This window comes from Venenivibrio stagnispumantis (assembly GCF_900182795.1).
In the GTDB taxonomy this organism is placed as follows: domain Bacteria; phylum Aquificota; class Aquificia; order Aquificales; family Hydrogenothermaceae; genus Venenivibrio; species Venenivibrio stagnispumantis.
In genome coordinates, this window is record NZ_FXTX01000001.1 from 72,877 (window position 1) to 91,768 (window position 18,892).

12 protein-coding genes are annotated in these 18,892 nt (G+C 28.7%); 8 read left to right on the plus strand and 4 right to left on the minus strand.

All coding sequences use genetic code 11. From position 1 onward, the window contains the following. Positions 1 to 22 precede the first annotated feature (22 nt). The 7 genes from QOR43_RS00345 to QOR43_RS00375 all read left to right on the plus strand — a co-directional run bounded on the left by QOR43_RS00345 (position 23) and on the right by QOR43_RS00375 (position 10,700). On the plus strand, positions 23 to 1,495 hold the full coding sequence (locus QOR43_RS00345; protein ID WP_283571392.1) for an RNA-guided endonuclease InsQ/TnpB family protein: 1,473 nt from the start codon (positions 23 to 25) through the stop codon (positions 1,493 to 1,495). Positions 1,496 to 1,557: 62 nt separating this feature from the next. After that, a complete protein-coding gene (locus tag QOR43_RS00350) occupies positions 1,558 to 2,553 on the plus strand; it encodes a 3-dehydroquinate synthase II (protein WP_265133523.1) in 996 nt (331 codons plus the stop codon). Position 2,554: 1 nt separating this feature from the next. Then, entirely contained in the window at positions 2,555 to 4,102 is a 1,548-nt protein-coding gene (locus QOR43_RS00355) for an MlaD family protein (protein ID WP_265133524.1), read from the plus strand. A gap of 10 nt (positions 4,103 to 4,112) precedes the next feature. Beyond that, positions 4,113 to 4,796 carry a Crp/Fnr family transcriptional regulator gene (locus QOR43_RS00360; RefSeq protein ID WP_265133525.1) on the plus strand — a complete coding sequence of 228 codons (684 nt, stop codon included), beginning with the start codon at positions 4,113 to 4,115 and terminating at the stop codon, positions 4,794 to 4,796. An 88-nt stretch (positions 4,797 to 4,884) separates the two neighbouring features. Then, complete coding sequence (locus QOR43_RS00365) at positions 4,885 to 6,273, plus strand: TolC family protein (RefSeq protein WP_265133526.1); 1,389 nt, start codon at positions 4,885 to 4,887, stop codon at positions 6,271 to 6,273. Then, the gene (locus QOR43_RS00370; protein WP_265133527.1) at positions 6,270 to 7,445 is read left to right on the plus strand and encodes an efflux RND transporter periplasmic adaptor subunit; all 1,176 of its coding nucleotides are present in this window, start codon (positions 6,270 to 6,272) and stop codon (positions 7,443 to 7,445) included. The genes QOR43_RS00365 and QOR43_RS00370 overlap by 4 nt, the downstream gene beginning before the upstream one ends. A gap of 3 nt (positions 7,446 to 7,448) precedes the next feature. Beyond that, positions 7,449 to 10,700, plus strand: coding sequence for an efflux RND transporter permease subunit (locus tag QOR43_RS00375; protein ID WP_265133528.1), 3,252 nt, complete (start codon positions 7,449 to 7,451; stop codon positions 10,698 to 10,700). Between the two features lie 142 nt (positions 10,701 to 10,842). Here QOR43_RS00375 and QOR43_RS00380 read toward each other — a convergent pair whose 3' ends face one another. The 4 genes from QOR43_RS00380 to QOR43_RS00395 form a co-directional block, all read right to left on the minus strand. Next, the gene (locus tag QOR43_RS00380) at positions 10,843 to 11,379 is read right to left on the minus strand and encodes a hypothetical protein (protein WP_265133529.1); all 537 of its coding nucleotides are present in this window, start codon (positions 11,377 to 11,379) and stop codon (positions 10,843 to 10,845) included. A 79-nt stretch (positions 11,380 to 11,458) separates the two neighbouring features. Then, positions 11,459 to 13,516, minus strand: coding sequence for an EAL domain-containing protein (locus QOR43_RS00385; RefSeq protein WP_265133531.1), 2,058 nt, complete (start codon positions 13,514 to 13,516; stop codon positions 11,459 to 11,461). Between the two features lie 108 nt (positions 13,517 to 13,624). Continuing rightward, on the minus strand, positions 13,625 to 15,484 hold the full coding sequence (gene mnmG, locus QOR43_RS00390) for a tRNA uridine-5-carboxymethylaminomethyl(34) synthesis enzyme MnmG (RefSeq protein ID WP_265133532.1): 1,860 nt from the start codon (positions 15,482 to 15,484) through the stop codon (positions 13,625 to 13,627). 85 nt (positions 15,485 to 15,569) lie between these two features. Continuing rightward, the gene (locus QOR43_RS00395; RefSeq protein WP_265133533.1) at positions 15,570 to 16,109 is read right to left on the minus strand and encodes a Uma2 family endonuclease; all 540 of its coding nucleotides are present in this window, start codon (positions 16,107 to 16,109) and stop codon (positions 15,570 to 15,572) included. A gap of 103 nt (positions 16,110 to 16,212) precedes the next feature. Here QOR43_RS00395 and QOR43_RS00400 point away from each other — a divergent pair, with 103 nt between their 5' ends. Then, the gene (locus QOR43_RS00400) at positions 16,213 to 18,879 is read left to right on the plus strand and encodes an AAA family ATPase (RefSeq protein WP_283571393.1); all 2,667 of its coding nucleotides are present in this window, start codon (positions 16,213 to 16,215) and stop codon (positions 18,877 to 18,879) included. The last annotated feature ends 13 nt before the right edge of the window (positions 18,880 to 18,892 follow it).

The window sequence follows — 18,892 nt, forward strand, 5'->3', positions numbered from 1 at the left end:
AAAAATGTAAAATAGTTTGTAAATGCTAATAGAAAATAGAGTATTAGTCTTACATATAAGAAATAAAACAAAGATTGATATATCAAATAAATTTATTAAAACCTGTCAGCATTTTAAGAATTTAGTGTATCTGATAATTAAAGAAAAAGGATATTCTATTTTAAATATATCTGCCTTTAAAAAATCATTAGTAGAAAGAAACAGAAAACAATTATCGGTTAAAGAGATTGAAATAATTGATAAAATTCAATCATCAAGTTATTTTCCATCTTTAAAAGAAATGTCTAAAAACCTATCATCAGTCACAGTTCAAAAACTAATAGAACAGGTAATGAATGAGTATAAAAGTTATTTCAATGCTTTAAAAGATTATAAGGAAAATCCTCGTAAATACAAAAATAAACCTAATCCACCTAAACCAAAGAAATTAAGTAGAATAAATAATTTCTCAATAAGTTTTGTTAAAAACAATTTTGTAATTAAGGATAAAGGATTAGTTCTTACACTTAATAATAACCTAAAACTAAAATTTAAACTGCCAAAACATATATTAAGAAAAGAAATATCATCTATTAGATTAGTCAAAAGATTAGATGAATATGAACTACATATCATATATAAAGAAAAGATATTAAAGGAAAATTTATTATTAAATGAAAACATTTATGTAGGTATTGATTTAGGATTAGATAATTTAGCAAGTATATTTACCAATAATCCATCTATTGAAAGCCTAATAATAAATGGAAAACAAATAAAATCATTTAATCAATGGTTTAATAAGAAAAAATCAGAATTACAATCATTGAAAGATAAATCAAAAGATATTGAAGAGAAAGCAAAATACGATTACTTAATCAGGAAGTTATTTAGATATAGAAATAAAAAAATAAAAATATGGTTTCATTTAATATCTACAAGAATAGTAGAATATGCAATATTGTCAAAAGCAAAACATATTATCATTTCCAGAGATATTTTAGGCTCTAAAAATGGTATAAATTTAGGTAAAACAAATAATCAAAATTTTGTCAGTATACCATTTGCATTGTTAATTGATATGATAAAATATAAAGCAAAAAAATATGGTATAGTTGTAAAAGATAAAGAAAAAGAATATTTTACAAGTCAAGCAAATTGTTTAACCAATGATATTAGGAAAGTTATGAGAAATAAGAACATTGAATTGTCAGGTGAAAGAGTAGAAAGAGGATTATACAAGGATTTTGTTTATGGATTAAAATTTAATGCAGATATCAACGGTGCCGTAAACATTGTTAAAAGAATTAAACTTAAAGTTATTGATTTTTATTTTAAAAGCAGGGAACTATTTAAGGTATTAAAGAGAAAACTTTGCAGACCAATTAAATTTAATATTTATCAGTTACAAAATGCAAACCTGTTCCTGCATAGGTTATTATCTATGCCGGCAGGGATTAGTAATAGTTGTAGTGGTTTAAATGCAGAAATATATAAATTTTTATATGTTTTTTGATATTTTTTATATTTCTGTATACCATGTTATTATATTAATAAAAAATTTATCAAGGAGAGGAAATGAAAGAGTTTATCTTTGATGCAAGAAATGCAGATAAAAATGCAATTACAACTGCTATAGAATCCGGTGTTGATTATATATTAATAGATGAAGAAAAAGCTGGAGAGATAAAAAAACTCGGGAGAATTAAAACAATAATTGTAGATAAAGAAGGAAATTTATCTGATGATTTCGTGATAGTGAAGATAGAAAGCAAATCAGATGAAGAAAAAGCTGCCCAGCTTGCAAAATTTGGGAAAAAAGTTATTGTCCAAACAACAGACTGGACAATCATTCCACTTGAAAACCTAATAGCCCAGTCGGAGAATATATATTCTTTTGTAAAAGATGCAGAAGAAGCAAAAACAGCTGTTGGAATCCTTGAAAAAGGTGTAAAAGGCATTGTTTTAAAAACAAATGATTTAAACCAGATAAAAAAAGTTGCAAAAATTATAAAAGAAGATAGTGAAAAATTAAATCTTGTAAAAGCAAAAGTAGTAAATATCCAACTTCTTGGAATGGGAGATAGGGTAGCAGTAGATACAACTTCCTTATTAAAGAAAGGGGAAGGAATGCTTGTTGGTAATTCTTCTGCCGGAATGATTCTTGTCCATGCCGAAACAGAAGAATCAGAATATGTTGCATCAAGACCATTTAGGGTAAATGCCGGAGCAGTTCATATGTATACAAGGGTTCCCGGTGGAAAAACTGTTTATCTCTGTGAATTATCAGCAGGAAAAGAGGTTATGATTTATGATATTAATGGAAATGGTAGAGTTGTAAATGTAGGTAGGTCAAAAATAGAAAGAAGACCTATGATTTTAATAGAGGCAGAATATCAAGGTAAAAAATTATCAGCAGTATTACAAAATGCCGAAACAATAAGAGTAGTAAAAGGAGATGGGACGCCAATATCAGTAGTAGATTTACAAATAGGTGATGAAATCATAGGATATATAGAAGAAGCAGGAAGACATTTTGGTATGAAAGTAGAAGAAACAATTATGGAGAAATAAAATGAAAACCCAGTTAAAAGTAGGGATATTTGTAACAATAATTGCATTAATTGCCGGCTATTTAATAATAACCTTTGGAAATAAAAATTTTGGAGTAGCAACAAAATATTATTATGTATATTTTGATGATGCCGGCGGATTATCAAAAGGAGCAGATGTTCAGGTAAGAGGTGTAAAAGCCGGGATGGTTGATGATATCACCTTTGAAAATTCAAAAGTGAAAGTAAAATTCTCTATAAACAAAGATATACCAATATACAAAGATGCAAAAATATATATTAGAACTTATGGTTTAATGGGAGACAAATATATATATGTTGACCCGGGAAATCCATCGGCAGGGGAGCTTGCAGAAGGTAATGTTATCCAAAATGTTCAGATGGTAGCAACTACAGAAGATACAATGCAAGCAGTCAAAGAAGCTGCAAATAAATTCGGAAACCTTTCGGAAACATTAAATCAGGCAACCGGAGATGATAGATTAAAAAAATTATTGGAAGATTTTGATAGATTTGCTGCTACAACTGCAGATACAGTTTCAGAAAATAGAGAAAATATAAAAGCATCCATAGAAAATATAAAGGCAATTACAGCTTCTTTAAGAGAAACATTACCACCTTTAATAGCTAAAATAGATAAAACCGTTGATAATGTAGAAAAAATAACATCAGAAAACAGGGAAGATATAAGAGCATTAATAGCAAATCTAAAAGAAACATCGGCTGCTTTAAAAGAAAAAACTCCAAAGGTTCTTGATTCTGTAGAAAAAGCAGCAAATCAGGTAGATGTAGTTTTATCTGAAAATAGAGGAGATATAAAAGTATCCATAGAACAGTTAAGAGAATCAACAAAACAGCTTCATGAAATACTTGCAAAAGTAAATGAAGGAAGAGGAACCCTTGGAAAACTTGTAAATGACGATAGTTTATATAACAATACAAATGAAGGTGTAAAATCTTTTGCTAAACCATTTAAAATAGTAAATGATTCAAGACTTGATATTCAGATGTATGGAGAAAAACATACCGGTAATAAAGATTCTAAGGCAGGTTTTGGTGCAGCATTTATCCCATCTGATGATAGATATTATTATGTAGGAATATTATCAAATTCAAATGGAACTGTATCTAAGAAAGAAGAAGTGACTGCCGGTGGAACAACAACAACTTATGTGACAAAATCTTACGGAATATTATTTGATTTACAATATGCAAGAAGATTATTAACATTTGGAGCTACCCAGTTTTGGATAAGAGCCGGTATAAAAGATTCTTCTGCTGATATAGGGGCTGACTTAGTTCTATCTGATAATCTAAAATTATATTCTGATTTATACAGATTTAACAGAAAAGATTTAGTAAACCAACCAAACAATCCACAACTTGATATAGGTTTCCAATATAAATTTGGAGATACACCTTTCTTTATCAGAGCAGGGGGTTCAGACCTTGCAAATCGCTCTGTAAGAGGTTTTTATATAGGTGGAGGTTTATTATTCACAGACGATTACTTGAAATATCTGTTTAGCTCAATTCCAATAAGAAGATAAGAGGTAAAGCATGGAAAGAGAAGAGATTTTGAGGAAAATAGATATATTTAAAGAGTTGAAAGATGACCAGATTAAAGAGATAGCCAAATTTTTTTATATAAAAGAATACAAAAAAGGAGATTATATCTTTACAGAAGGAGATGAAGAACCGGGAATATATATAGTATTAGAAGGGATAGTAAAACTTGAAAAAGAAACCTTAGAAGGAAAAACAGTAATTTTAAGGCTTGCAACACCTTATGATATTATAGGTTGGCCTGTATTAAAAGATTCTAAACCAACAAGCACTTATACAGCAAGAGCACTTATAGATTCTAAATTATTGTATATATCAAACTCAAATTTTCTAAAACTGCTTGTTATGTATCCTGCATTGGCAGTTAGAATAACCTGTGATATATCCAAAAGGATATTAGAAGCTTATGATAGATTAAAAAGTTTAGCCGTTGAAAAAGTTGAAGGAAGAATAGCCACATTATTATTAGAACTTGCAGAAAAAATAGGAAAAAAAGAAAAAGATAAAGTAGTTATAAATGCACCTATAACAAGACAGGATATAGCAGAAATGACCGGCACCACCGTAGAAACAGCAATTAGAATAATAAGTAGATGGAAAAAAGAAGGAATAATTGATACAGAAAGGGGAAAAATAGAAATATACGATATTGATTACTTGAAAGATATAATATCCTGATGGGATAGCTAATATTGAAATTTTGGCGATTTTATTATAATATATTAATATTCTAATATTCTAATATTCCATAAATACGGAGGAGAAAATGAGATTCAGATATAGTTTGTTTATGCTTACTTTAATATCTTCTGCAGTTTTTGCAAAAGAATTAACACTGCAAGAAGCTATAAATACAGGACTGGAAAATAGTTATGAGTTAAAAGCCCAAAAAAATCTTTTACAATCAAAAAAATACCAATATGAATCTTCAAAAGGTATGAGATTTCCTACTGTATCTTTAAATGAGATATTTTATAGAACAGATAACCCCGGTTATGCTATAATGAATACTTTAAATCAAAAAAGGCTTGATTTTATAACTTCATCAAAATTTGTTGATATGACTGCCTTAAACCCAATGTTTGGTTCAATGGGAATAAATTTTAACAAACCGGATTATCCTTATGTAAATAACTGGCAAACAAAAATAGATATACAGCTTCCTATTTATACCGGTGGTAAAATAACAACCGGAATAAAGATGCAAGAAAAAGATTTTACTGCTACAAAATATGAAACAGAAAGAACAAAAGAAAAAGTTATATACGATATATCAAAAGCATATTACGGAGCCCTTCTTGCAAAAGAAGCTATAAAATTGGCAAATCAAGCATATAAAGATGCAGAAAAACATTATAACACTGCAAAAGTTATGGTAGAAAATGGTCTTGCAATAAATGCAGATTTACTAAGAGCAAAAGTTTATCTTTCTGATATGAAATCTAAAATAAAAGAAGCAGAAAATAACTATCTTATTGCTAAAAAAGGTCTTTTAACAGCAATGGGAGAAGAAAATCAAAATCCAGCAGATATTGAGATAGTTGGAGATTTATATTGTGAAGATTTAAAAACAGATTTAGAAAGCTATGAGCAGGAAGCCCTTTCTAAAAGATTAGATTTAATAGCAGTTAAAGAAAAAGTAAATATAGCAAAAAATATGGTAGATTTTTCAAAATCGGATTTTCTCCCAACCATAGGAGCATTTGCTTCTTATGAAATGAATGATAAAAATTTTGCCGGTGCAAAAGGAAATTGGTTTACTGTAGGAGTTGCTTTAAACTGGAAATTATTTGATGGTATGCAAAATATAAACAGATATAAAGCTTCAAAAGAGATGTATAATCAATATAAACAACAGGAAAAAGGATTTGAAGAGTTTATTAAATTCAATGTATATAAAGCATATAAAGAAGCATTAACCCAGCAAGATAAATTAAAAACAGCAGAAGAAAATCTTAAATATGCAGAAGAGGTTTTAAGAACAACAGAGATAAGATATAAAAATCAGCTTGCTTCAATGATAGATTTACTTGACACTCAAACAATGTATGATAAGATAAAATTTGATAAAGCACAGGCAACATACAACTGCCAATTATCTATCTTGGAGCTTAAATATCAATCAGGAAAACTTTTGGAGGAGATTAAGCAATGATGAAAAATAAGGTGTTAAAATTTATACTCTTTTTTGTAGTTCCTATTGCTATATTTATACTATGGCTTGGTGGATTTTTATCCCACAGGGTAGAACCGGGAACGGCAAAAGAAGAAAAAAAGGTTGTATCCGGATTGTCAACTTTACAGATCACACCGGAGCAGGTTGATGAATATTACAAAACAGATGGAACACTTTCTGCAGAAAACAATGCAAAAGTTGCTACAAAATGGATGGGAAGAGTTTTAAAAATAAATGTTAAAGAAGGAGATTATGTAAAAAGAGGACAGGTTCTTGCAGTTCTTGATGATTCTGAAATAAGACAGCAAGAGGCAGAAGCTTTTGCAGGTTTAGAAGAAGTTAAAAAAGCAAGAGAAGAAGCCCTTGCCGGAAAAAAAGCAGCACTTGAAAATTATGAATTTGCAAAAAGAACTTATGAAAGATTTAAAAATCTTTATCAAGATAATGCAGTATCAAAACAACAATTGGAAGAGATAGAAACTAAAATGATAGCAGCAAAATCTATGGTTGACCAGATAAATGCAAAAATCTCTCAAATAGATGCAAAAGAGAAACAGGTTAATGCGAAAATAGGACAGATTAAAGTTATGAAATCTTATGCAACAATTACAGCACCTTTTGATGGATATATACTTAAAAAGATGAATGATGAAGGAGATATGGTAGCACCGGGAATGCCAATATTCATCATCGGTGATAAAACATTACAATTTGTTGCAAATTTAGATGAATCTCTTGTGGATAAAATAAAAGTAGGCGATGAAGTAGAAATAAAAATAGATACTCTTAACAAAGTTGTAAAAGGAAAAGTTATTCAAAAAAATCCAAATATAGACCCTATGAACAGAAGTTTTATGATAAAAGTAGAAATTCCTTATGAAGAAGGATTATCTTCCGGAATGTATGGAAAAATGTTATTGCCTATAGCAAAGAAAGAAAAAATACTTATTCCAAAATCAGCAGTTGTTAAATGGGGTCAGCTTAATGCTGTTTATGTAGTATCTAAGGATGGAACAATGAATTTAAGATATGTTAAACTCGGTGAAGATTATGGAGATAAAGTAGAAGTCCTATCCGGCTTAACCTCAGGGGAAGTTATAGTAAAAGATAATGTAGAAAAAGCATGTGATGGCTGTAAGATTGGAGGTTAAGGGATGAATAATCTTGGATTAGCAGGAAAAATAGCAAAGGCTTTTATAAATTCAAAATTAACACCTTTATTGGTTGTTGCTTCTTTATTACTTGGATTTTTTGCAGTATTTACTACCCCAAGAGATGAAGAGCCTCAAATAGTTGTCCCTATGATAGATATAATGGTTCCATTTCCCGGAGCCAAATCAGATGAGGTAAATAATCTTATAGTAAAGCCCCTTGAAAAATTAATGTGGGAAATTCCTGATGTAGAGTATGTATATTCTTATGCCGGAGATGGTTTTGGAATTACTACCGTAAGATTTAAAGTTGGAGCAAGTCCGGAAGATAGCCTTGTAAAACTATACAGCAAAGTAATGTCTAACTATTACAGAATGCCGGAAGGGGCAATGAACCCTATTATCAAACCAAAATCCATAGATGATGTGCCTATCCTTGCAATAACATTACATTCAAAGGAGTTATCTTCTTATGATTTAAGAAGAATAGCCGAAGTTGTAGAAGATGAGATAAAACAGCTTCAAAATATATCAGAAACAACAATAATAGGTTCAAAACCAAAAGAGATAGATATATATTTTGACCCTGCAAAATTAAATGCTTATAACATATTTTTACCTCAGGTAGTTCAGGCACTTCAAAATGCTAATTTCTCTTTACCTTCCGGAGAATTTGATAAAGATAATTATAGATATAAAGTAAGAACAGGTCAATTTTTCAAATCTAAGGAAGATGTGGAAAATGTAGTTATTACGGTATATCAAGGAAAACCTATCTTTATAAAAGATGTTGCAAGGGTAGAAGAAGGAGAAGGAGAGATTGAAAATTATGTCCAATTTGGATATGGAGTTCAAAGTGGCAAAGATAGAAATCAGATAGATAATGCAGTTACAATAGCAGTAGCTAAAAAAACTGGAAGTAATGCAGTAGTAGTTGCAGAAAATGTAATAGAAAAATTAAATGAAATGAAAGGTAGAATTATACCTTCCAATGTAGATATTACCATTACAAGAAATTATGGAGAAACTGCTTCCGAAAAAGCAAATGAGCTAATAGAACACCTACTCATAGCAACATTCTCAATTGTTTTACTTATAGCAGTAACTCTTGGATGGAGAGAATCATTAATTGTTGCAGTTACAATACCGGTAACCCTTGCAATAGCATTATTCCTTAGCGAGATGTATGGATATTCTTTAAACAGGGTTACTTTATTTGCACTTATATTCTCCATAGGTATTTTAGTTGATAACTCTATTGTTGTTCTTGAAAATATTCATAGATGGTTTTCTATGAAAAAATTATCAATGGAAGATGCTGCCGTTGTTGCAACAGATGAAGTAGGTAATCCTACAATACTTGCTACATTTGCTGTTATTGTAGCTCTTTTACCTATGGCTTTTGTAACAGGTTTAATGGGCCCATATATGAGACCTATACCGATTAATTCATCGGTAGCAATGTTTTTCTCTATGCTTCTTGCTTTCATATTGACACCTTATCTTGCAATAAGATGGATGAAACATGATGAAGAGCATAAATCACCGGAAGCCCTTGCAAAAGAAGATGAAGCAAAAGCTGATATATTAGTTAAATTATTTAACAAAATATATATGCCTTTATTCCAAAGTAGAACAAAAAGATGGCTTTTCCTCGGATTTGCCGGTATGCTTCTTGTTATATCTATCTTATTATTAGTTTCAAGGGCAGTGCTTGTAAAAATGCTTCCTTATGATAATAAAAGTGAGTTGCAGGTTGTGTTAGATATGCCAGAAGGAACACCACTTCAAGAAACATACAGGGTTGCAAAACAGATAGCAGATTATGTAAAAAATATAAATGAAGTTAAAAATTATGTAATATACGTAGGACAACCGGCACCTTTTGACTTTAACGGGCTTGTTAGACATTATTATCTAAGAGAGGCTCCAAACCTTGCTCAAATACAGATAAATTTAATAAGCAAACACGATAGAAAAGCCCAAAGCCATGAAATAGCAGAAAGAATAAGAGATGATATAGCAAAAATAGCTAAATCCAATGGAGCTAAATATATAGCAGTAGTAGAGCCACCACCAGGACCGCCGGTTTTATCTCCTATTGTTGCAGAAGTTTATGGGCCAGACCATAAAGGGCAGTTATATGTTGCAAATGAAATAAAGAAAATATTTGAAAATACACCGGGAATAATAGATGTAGGAATATATGATAATAACCCTCAAAAAGAGTATCTTATTAAAGTAGATTCGGAAAAAGCCAAAAGATATGGCTTTACAGAAGATATGATAGTAAAAACCGTAAGAATAGCCCTTGCAGGACATAAAGTAGGATTAATGCATACCTCTGATGATTTACATCCGGTAAGTATAGTTGTTAGATTAGATGAAAAATATAGAACTTCCATTGAAGATATATTATCTATGAAACTTCCAACACCACAGGGCGGTGTTCCACTTGGTTCTCTTGTTTCAGTAGAACAAAGCTCTACAGAAAGAGATATATATAGAAAGAATCTCCAATCTGTTGTTTATGTAATAGCTAATGTAAATGATAAAGTTGGTAGTCCGGTTTATCCTATTTTAGATTTATGGGATAAAATAAAGAATATCAAAACTCCTGATGGAAAAGGAGTAGAAGAGCTATTAACTCACCAACCTGAGCTTACAGATAGATATTATGTAAAATGGGATGGAGAATGGCAGGTTACTTATGAAACATTTAGAGATATGGGAATAGCTTTTGGTGTGGCAATAGTTGTTCTTTATATCTTACTTGTAGGATGGTTTAAATCTTTCAAAATGCCTGCTGTTATAATGTCCCCTATACCTTTTACTCTCGTTGGTATTATTCCGGGGCATTTTATAATGGGTGCTTTCTTTACAGCAACATCTATGATAGGATTTATAGCTCTTGCCGGTATTATATTAAGAAACTCTATATTGCTTGTTGAATTTGCAGAACAAAAATTAAAAGAAGGATATTCTTTGGAAGAGGCATTACTTGAAGCCGGTATAGTAAGAACAAGACCTATATTATTAACTGCAGCAGCTATTGTAGTAGGTGCATTTGTTATAATCTTTGACCCTATTTTCAATGGACTTGCTATTGCATTAATATTTGGAACAGTTGCATCAACATTATTAACCCTTGTTGTTGTTCCGGTATTATACTATATGATAGTAGGTGAAGAAAGAAAATTACATCTTTGCCCAGAAGTGCCTATCACAGACAAAGAAGATAAATGTGAAATGTAAATAAAAAAGATTAATCCTCTCCATCATCTTATAGGTGGGGAGGGAAAATATATATATTTGGTAAATTTAAATTTTTGAAAAATTTAGATATGGCAGAATATATTTATACGGTTTATTTTGAACTCCTTCTGATTTCTTTGAATCAATTTAATTGATTTATTTTATCAAAATTAAGGATATCCATATATTCCCATTCTTTATAAGCCATTGCATATATTTTTTGTTTTGTTAGATAGTTTATTATATCTTCTTCTAATCTTAAGCTTGCAAAGATAGGAATTAGTTTATATTCCCTATATTCCGGAAATAAAGTTAAAAATCTATCTATCTTTTTATCTTTAAACTCATTTATATAATCAATTTTTGGTGTAGATTTAACTTCCACTAAAAATACAGTCTTACAATCATCACTAACTGCTATAACATCAAACTCATCTTTTAATCCGGTTTTTTTATCTTTTTTCTTTCTGTTAACCTGTAAATCATCTATTTCACAATTAAAGTATTGTTTTATAACCGGAGAAACAGCCGGAGCTATTATATCTTCAACAATTGTCCCAAGTTTATTAGCTAACTCACCCCATCTTTTGTTCATCTCTTTGGACAATCTTTCATTCAATTTTATTAATTCTTCCATTAAATTTTCAAGCCTTTCAACTCTTTCTTCTACTGTAGCCATTTCAATTCTCCAAAATCAAAATTACATACAAAAAATATATTCTAAACTACTTGAATTTTCCATTTTAATTCCTTCTATCTTATGCCTTTATCTCATCTTTATAATAAGTAGGAACATGAAGATAAAACCCCTGTAATAACAAGTTTTCCGGATTTAATTTTAGATATTTAGCAATCTCTTTAATCTTATTAAGTATTTCTTCATTTTCTATAAATTCATATACGGTACTCATACCTACTTTATTGGAAAATAAAGTTATTGATTCAACCATTGATTCATAGATTTTAGATTCTACCATTCTTTTTACTATTGACCCATCTATTTTTATTACTTTTGCCCTATTTTTCTCTCCAAGTTCTCCTACTATCTCATAATTTGTATATCCTGTGCCAAAATCATCAAAAGCAATGAAAAGATCTTTGTTTTCTAAATGGTTAAAAATTTCTTTGTTTGATACGATAGCATATTCAGTTATTTCAAGGAAGAGATTAAGATTTTCTTCTTTAAAAACATTTACTACTTGTTCTATTTCTTTAACTACAGGCTCATACGAAAGAGATGTTGGATAAATATTTACAAAGATATTTTTAGATATCTTTTTTATATCTTTTATGTTTTCTCTTAATTTTTTTAGAATAACCCTATCAAACTCACCCATAAGTCCTTTTTCTTCAAATACCCTTAAAAACTTACCGGCAGGTATATATTTTTTATCAGAGGGATTTTTTATCCTTGCAAGTATCTCAAGTGCAAATTCTTTTCCGGTTAAATCAAAAATTTTATGGACAAACAAATCTATTTCCTCTTTTTTCAGTTGATTAAGTGCAATTCTTTTAATCTCTAAATTTTCATAAACTGCACTTATTATCTTATTTATCTGTGTATTATAATCTACTATTAATATAATATCATCACTTTTTTCTTTTTCTAAAATATCTCTAATTAAGTTAATAATTTCGGATATTTCTTCTTTATTTAAAGAATACATTTTTAAAGTAGATAAATCGATTCTTCCAATTCTTATAATAGGTTTTTCAGTGATAGAAATATATTTTTCTTTCAAATAATCAGCAATATTCTTAAATCCTTTCAATAAATTATCTAATTTTAGATTAAAATAATAATCTTCCTGATTGATTAATATATTAATATTTCCGTCTATTTCATCAAAAATTATAAATTGGAAATCTATAAAATAATTTTCTAAATAGTTAAATATAACTTTTTTTATGTCATTTCCTATCAAAATATCCTTTTTAGTTTCTATAATAAGTAAGTATGTTTTTAAATTATTTTTTTGGGAATAAATATACTCAGATAAAATTGATTTTTTATTATCTCTCCATCTTAAAGAAATATCTGAATAAGTATAAATAAGCTTATATAGGTAAAACAACATTTCAGATGTTAAAATTACAGACTCTTTATACTTACCGTTTACAAGATAAGAAATTATATCTCTTGTATATTCGTGAATTTTTTTGTGGATAGATTTAAATTCCAAAAGTTGCTCTTCTTTGCCATAAAACATTACTTTAAAAGCAATACTGTTTTCAAGCTTAAAAACATTACAAATTGTGTGTGTAAATAATGAAAGTTTATCAAAGTTTTTATTAGTTTCATCTACTAATTCTTTTATTTGTTTTAAATAATTTAAAACATTTTCATAAAAATAATCATCATATTTATTTGTATTTTTTAATTCTTTTTCTTTATTAAGAAAATCTATTATTTCATTTATATATTCTTTTATATAAGTTTTTGCAGTAGTTTCTTTTAACATATTTTCCATTGTATTTATTACAGATTCATCAACATTTATTTTTTTTTCATTAAGTAAATTTATATAAAGATTTATGAAATCAAATATACTTTTTGGAGATATTCCCAATTTAAAATGTCTTTCTGCTAATTTATATAATTCTCTTTTGACTTCTTCATTTTTACTTTCTTCAAGGGCTTCTATCGCATTAAGTAGAAAAAAACTTTGTCTTTCTATTAAAAATTCTATCTGATTAAAAGATGAAAAAAAAGATGATGCATGTTCATCTTCATGAATGAAATTATAAAATTCTACAAAAACATTTTTAAGAGTATCCAAAATTTCCGCTTCTCTGTTTTCATTCTTTTTTGTCATAGGTAATCACCTTATTCATTTATTTTTTCAGTATAATTGTGGAAAAATTATATCATATTTAATAAATTGCTATTCATCTAACAAGTGTATTTAAAACTTTTACAAATTTTACACTGCTTTTTTATTTTCTTTCATTTTTTCAATATGGACTAAAATAGCAGTTATGGCAGCCGGTGTTATGCCTTCAAGTCTGGAAGCTTGCCCGAGGGTTATAGGCTTTGCCTTTGTTAATTTCTGAACTGCCTCTTTTGTAAGTCCTGCTACTTTTGAATAATCTATATCCGGTGGTATTTTTATATTTTCTAAGTATCTTAATTTTTCATTCATTTTTATCTCTCTTTCAAGATAGCCATCATATTTTATATTTATCTCAATTTCTTCTTTAATATAATCAGATTGTGGAACCGGAACATCATAATCTGTAATATTTTCCATATTTATCTCAGGTTTTTGTAAAACTGAAAATACTGAGATTTTTTTATTTTCTTCCTTTATAAATCTATTTTTATAATCTTCTATCCATCTTGATATTTCATCTTCTATCTCTTTTACGAATTTATATTCTTCTTCTGAAAGCATTCCTATATTGTATGCTTTTTTGTAAAGTCTGAGTATTGCATTATCTTGTCTTAAATGTAATCTGTATTCTGACCTTGAAGTAAATAATCTGTAAGGCTCTATAACTCCTTTTGTTGTTAAATCATCTATCATAACTCCGATATAGGCTTCATCTCTTCTTATATAAAATGGTTCTTTTCCAAAAGCTCTTAATGCTGCATTTATTCCGGCAACTATTCCCTGTCCTGCTGCTTCTTCATATCCGGTTGTTCCATTAAAATTACCTGCATGATATAATCCTTTTATTCTTTTTGTTTCAAGAGTAGGATATAACTCTGTTGGTGGGACTACATCATACTCTATTGCATAAGCCGGTTTTAGTAATACTACATTTTCTAATCCGGGAATAGACCTATACATCTGCCATTGTATCTCTTCCGGCAAAGAAGTGCTCATTCCATTTGGATATATGCTTATTCCATCTTTTGTTTCCGGTTCTAACCATATTGTATGTCTTTCTTTTCCTTCAAATTTTACAATTTTATCTTCTATGGAAGGGCAATATCTTGGACCTATGCCGGTTATAGCTCCACCATATAAAGCTGTTCTATGTAGATTTTCTTTTATTATTCTGTGGGTTTCAGGTGTTGTGTAAGTTATATAACAATCTATCTGCTCTTTTTCTTTAAACCAATAACTTCCTTTTGGCTGAGTCCAGAATGAAAATTTAGGTGGTGGATAATCTCCGGGGGCTTTTTCAAGGATTGAGAAATCTATTGTTCTTTTATCTAATCTTGCAGGTGTTCCTGTTTTAAATCTAACAAGTTCAAATCCGGCTTTTTTATAAAATTCAGGTAATTTGTTTGCAGGTTTTTCTTCCATTCTACCGGCAGGAAATCTTTTATCTCCTATATGAATAAGACCATTTAAAAATGTGCCGGTTGTAATTACTACTGATTTTGTTGCTATTTTTAAGCCTTTATCTGTTTGGACTCCTTTTACTTCTTTTTTTATCTCATCTATAAATATATCTGTAACTTCATCTTCTATTACGGTTAAATTTTCTGTATTTTGAGTTTTATTTACCATATATTTTCTATATTCTTCTTTATCTGCTTGGGCTCTTGGAGACCTTACTGCCGGACCTTTTCTTGTGTTTAAAACTTTAAACTGAATACCTGTCTGGTCTATTGCTTTTCCCATCTCTCCACCAAGAGCATCTATCTCTCTTACAACTATTCCTTTTGCTATTCCACCAATAGCCGGATTACAGGGCATCAATCCTATCTTTTCTTTATCAAGAGTTATCAAAGCAGTTTTTGCTCCAAGCTTTGCAGCAGCCAATGCTGCTTCTATACCGGCATGTCCGCCACCTACTACAACAACATCAAACTCAATATCATATACCATTTATTTTTCACTCCATTTTTTAAAAATTTTGCTTATATAATATATATTTTTTTACAGATTTAAACAAATCAAATTTGAAATCTGGTTAGCTAAATAAAGCCTTTACCTCAATATTGATATCACAACCATTTTTTAATGTTATTTTAAGGATTTCTTCATCAGAATCAAAATATTTTTCATATTTATTATTAACAAGGTTAAAAACTCTTACTTTTTCAATATCCGGATAAGCAAGAATATAGTAAGGAACTTTTTCCCTTTGGTATATATCATATTTTATATACTCATCTTTTTCGGCAGTAGATTTTGAAACTACTTCAATAACTACCTCCGGTGCTTCTTTTAAATAAAACTCTATCTTCTTACAGATAACTATCAAATCCGGTCTTAGGACAGTATTTTCTGATATTATCCAATCAAGTTCTGGATAAATTTTACATTTTTCAGGACAATTTTTAATAGATTCAAAAATTTGTATTATCAAATTAGAAATAATTTCTTGATGTTTTCCAAAAGGTGAAGGAGCCATAGCATAAGGAATGCCTTCTATAAGTTCCCAATCACCTTCCCATTTTTTATAATCCTCAATTGTATACTTAGGAAGATATTTTAAAACTATATCCATTTTTTACCTCAAAAATGTTTTTAACTTAATATTATTTCAATTTAATGACGAAATCAACTATGATAAAATTTTATAACAAAAAAATCTACAAAGAGGCTTAAAGTTGAGATTAAAAGGCATTGTTTTAAATAATTTTCTTATCCATGATAACACAGAAATAGAGTTTGCAGATAATGGAATAACTGCTTTTATAGGAAATAATGGAGCCGGAAAAAGTTCTATTGTTGAAGCAGTTAGCTTTGCATTATTTGGAAAATCAGACAAGGGAAATCTGATAGATTTAATAAAATGGGGAAGAAATAGAGCAGTAGTAAAGCTTTATTTTACAAAAGATAATAAAGATTTTGTTATAAAAAGAGAAATAACAGCAACAAGAGGAAGAGCAAACACAACCTCTTTGGTATATCAGCTAAGAGGAGAACAGGAAATTCCTTATATTCAAAAAAATATAGATAAAGAATTACCAAAATTAACCGGTTTAACATTAAAAACATTTATAAACTCAGTCCTTGTAAAACAAGGAGATATAGAAGGATTAATAAAATTAACACCATCAAAAAGAAAAGAAGTTTTAGAAGAACTACTTGATTTAAAAGTATTCCAGCTATTGTCAGAAAAATATGCAGAAAAAAGAAGAGAAAAAGAAAGATTAATCAAAGATATAGAAGTAAGAATTCAGGATTTAGATAATTTAATTGCAAATATGGAGAAATTATTATCAGAAAAAGAAGAAAAAGAAGCAGAAAAATCAAAAGTAGAAGAAGAAAAAAGAAAAATAGAAAACCATAAAAAAGAGATACTACAAATTTTAAATAATTTAAGAAAAGAAAAAGAAGAAATAATCCAGCTGAAAAACCGAATAGAAACAATAAATATAAAAATAGAAAATAATAAAAAAAGATTAAAAGAGATAGAAGAATTTATAAAAAATGTAGAAAATGAAGAAAAGAAATTACCTGAACTTACTCAAGCAGTTAAAGAGTTAAAAGAAAAGGAAGAAATTTTATCACTTTATCAAGAAGTTAAAAAACTTGAAATAGAGAGAAAAAATTTAGAAGAAAAATATAACAAAGCAAAAGAAAATGAAGAATTTATAAAGAAATTTGAAAAAATAGCCAAAGAGTATGAAGAAAAAGAAAAACAAAAAAAAGAGTTAGAACAACATTTATCACAGATAAATAAAAAAGAAGGAGAGTTAAGACAATTACAATCAGAAATAAATCAGAAAGAAAAACAACTAAAAGAACAAAGAGATAAAGTTATAAATGTAGCAAAAATACTTTCATCAAAAAAACAGATTTATAAAATGCTTGAACAAAATCCGGAAGTGAGAAATGAAATGATAAAAAATAATCAAGATAAAATAAATCAATTAAGAAAGCAACTTGAAGAACTAACCGCAGAAAAAGGAGCAGTAGAATCTCAGATAAAAATATTAAAAAAACAGCTTGAAAATATAAATAATCTAAAAGGAAGTTGTCCTACCTGCCTTAGACCATTAGACCAACACTCAAAAGAAGAAGTTATAAAAGATTTAAATCTACAACTACAACAAAAAACAGCAGAATATAAAGAAATATCTGATAAATTAAAACAAATAACTCAGCAGATAGATTTTGAAGAAGAGATAAGGAAGTTATTGGAAGAGTATAAAAATCAATATGAAATTTATAAAACAATATATAAAGAACTAAACGAAAAAAAAGCTAAATTTGAAGTAGCTAAAAGAGAGATAAGCAAAAAAGAAGAGATAGAAAATCAGATAAAAGAAATAGAGATATTCCTACAAAATCAAAAAGATGATTATTCAAAATATAAAACAATTTTAAGAGAAAACCTAAATATTCAAACTCTACAAAAACAGCTCAATGATTTAAGAGCGAAGATAGATAAAATCTATTCTCAAATAGGAAAAGTAGAAGAAAATAAGTTAAAGCAGGAAATACAAAATCTAAAAGAAAAAGAAAGAGAATTTATAAAAGTAAAAAATCTAATAGAGCAAAAAAAAGAACAAGAAAAATTATCTTTAAAAATAAAAGAAGAGATTAAAAATCTACAAGAAGAGCTTGAAAAAATTGATTTATCAAATAAAAGAGATGAAAATTTAATCCAGCAAGATATAAACTCAAAAGAATTACAGCTTTCTCAGATAGAACAAAATTTAACATATTTAAATAATAAACTTTCCGGATTAATGGCTCAGATAGGAGAGTTATCCGGATATATAAATGCTTTAGAAAAACAGATAGAAGAGATAAAAGATTTAAATAACAAAATGGAAAATTTAAAAATTTCTGTGAAAAAATATGAAGAAGTAGAAAATGCATTATTTGAATTACAAAAAAATATAAGAAATAGGGCTTTATATGAGCTTCCAAAAGTTGTTTCTCATCTATTTTTCTTTAAAGATTATTTTTCAAAAATAACATTTGATGAAGATTTTGATATAATCTTATATCCGGAAACCTTAGAAAGACAAGAAAGAAAGATAAGCGTAGAAGCATTAAGTGGAGGACAGAGGGTAGCCCTTAGCCTTGCTTTAAGACTTGCAATAGCAAGGTATCTTGGTAGTAAAGCAAATTTCTTAATACTTGATGAGCCAACAATACATCTTGACACAGAAAGAAGACAGGAACTTGTAGATTTACTCGGTAGTATAAAAGAGAAAAATTTTATAAAACAGCTTATAGTGGTAACCCACGACCAAGAAATAGAAGATAGAGCCGATATTGTTTATCGTGTAGAAAACGGCTCAGTAAAACCATTATAAAATCTGGAGAAGA

Coding starts and splice junctions, on each gene's coding strand:
- QOR43_RS00380 (WP_265133529.1), bottom strand. CDS start 11,379: ATGGCTACAGTAGAAGAAAGAGTTGAAAGGCTTGAAAATTTAATGGAA.
- QOR43_RS00375 (WP_265133528.1), top strand. CDS start 7,449: ATGAATAATCTTGGATTAGCAGGAAAAATAGCAAAGGCTTTTATAAAT.
- QOR43_RS00385 (WP_265133531.1), bottom strand. CDS start 13,516: ATGACAAAAAAGAATGAAAACAGAGAAGCGGAAATTTTGGATACTCTT.
- QOR43_RS00365 (WP_265133526.1), top strand. CDS start 4,885: ATGAGATTCAGATATAGTTTGTTTATGCTTACTTTAATATCTTCTGCA.
- mnmG (WP_265133532.1), bottom strand. CDS start 15,484: ATGGTATATGATATTGAGTTTGATGTTGTTGTAGTAGGTGGCGGACAT.
- QOR43_RS00370 (WP_265133527.1), top strand. CDS start 6,270: ATGATGAAAAATAAGGTGTTAAAATTTATACTCTTTTTTGTAGTTCCT.
- QOR43_RS00350 (WP_265133523.1), top strand. CDS start 1,558: ATGAAAGAGTTTATCTTTGATGCAAGAAATGCAGATAAAAATGCAATT.
- QOR43_RS00355 (WP_265133524.1), top strand. CDS start 2,555: ATGAAAACCCAGTTAAAAGTAGGGATATTTGTAACAATAATTGCATTA.
- QOR43_RS00395 (WP_265133533.1), bottom strand. CDS start 16,109: ATGGATATAGTTTTAAAATATCTTCCTAAGTATACAATTGAGGATTAT.
- QOR43_RS00360 (WP_265133525.1), top strand. CDS start 4,113: ATGGAAAGAGAAGAGATTTTGAGGAAAATAGATATATTTAAAGAGTTG.
- QOR43_RS00345 (WP_283571392.1), top strand. CDS start 23: ATGCTAATAGAAAATAGAGTATTAGTCTTACATATAAGAAATAAAACA.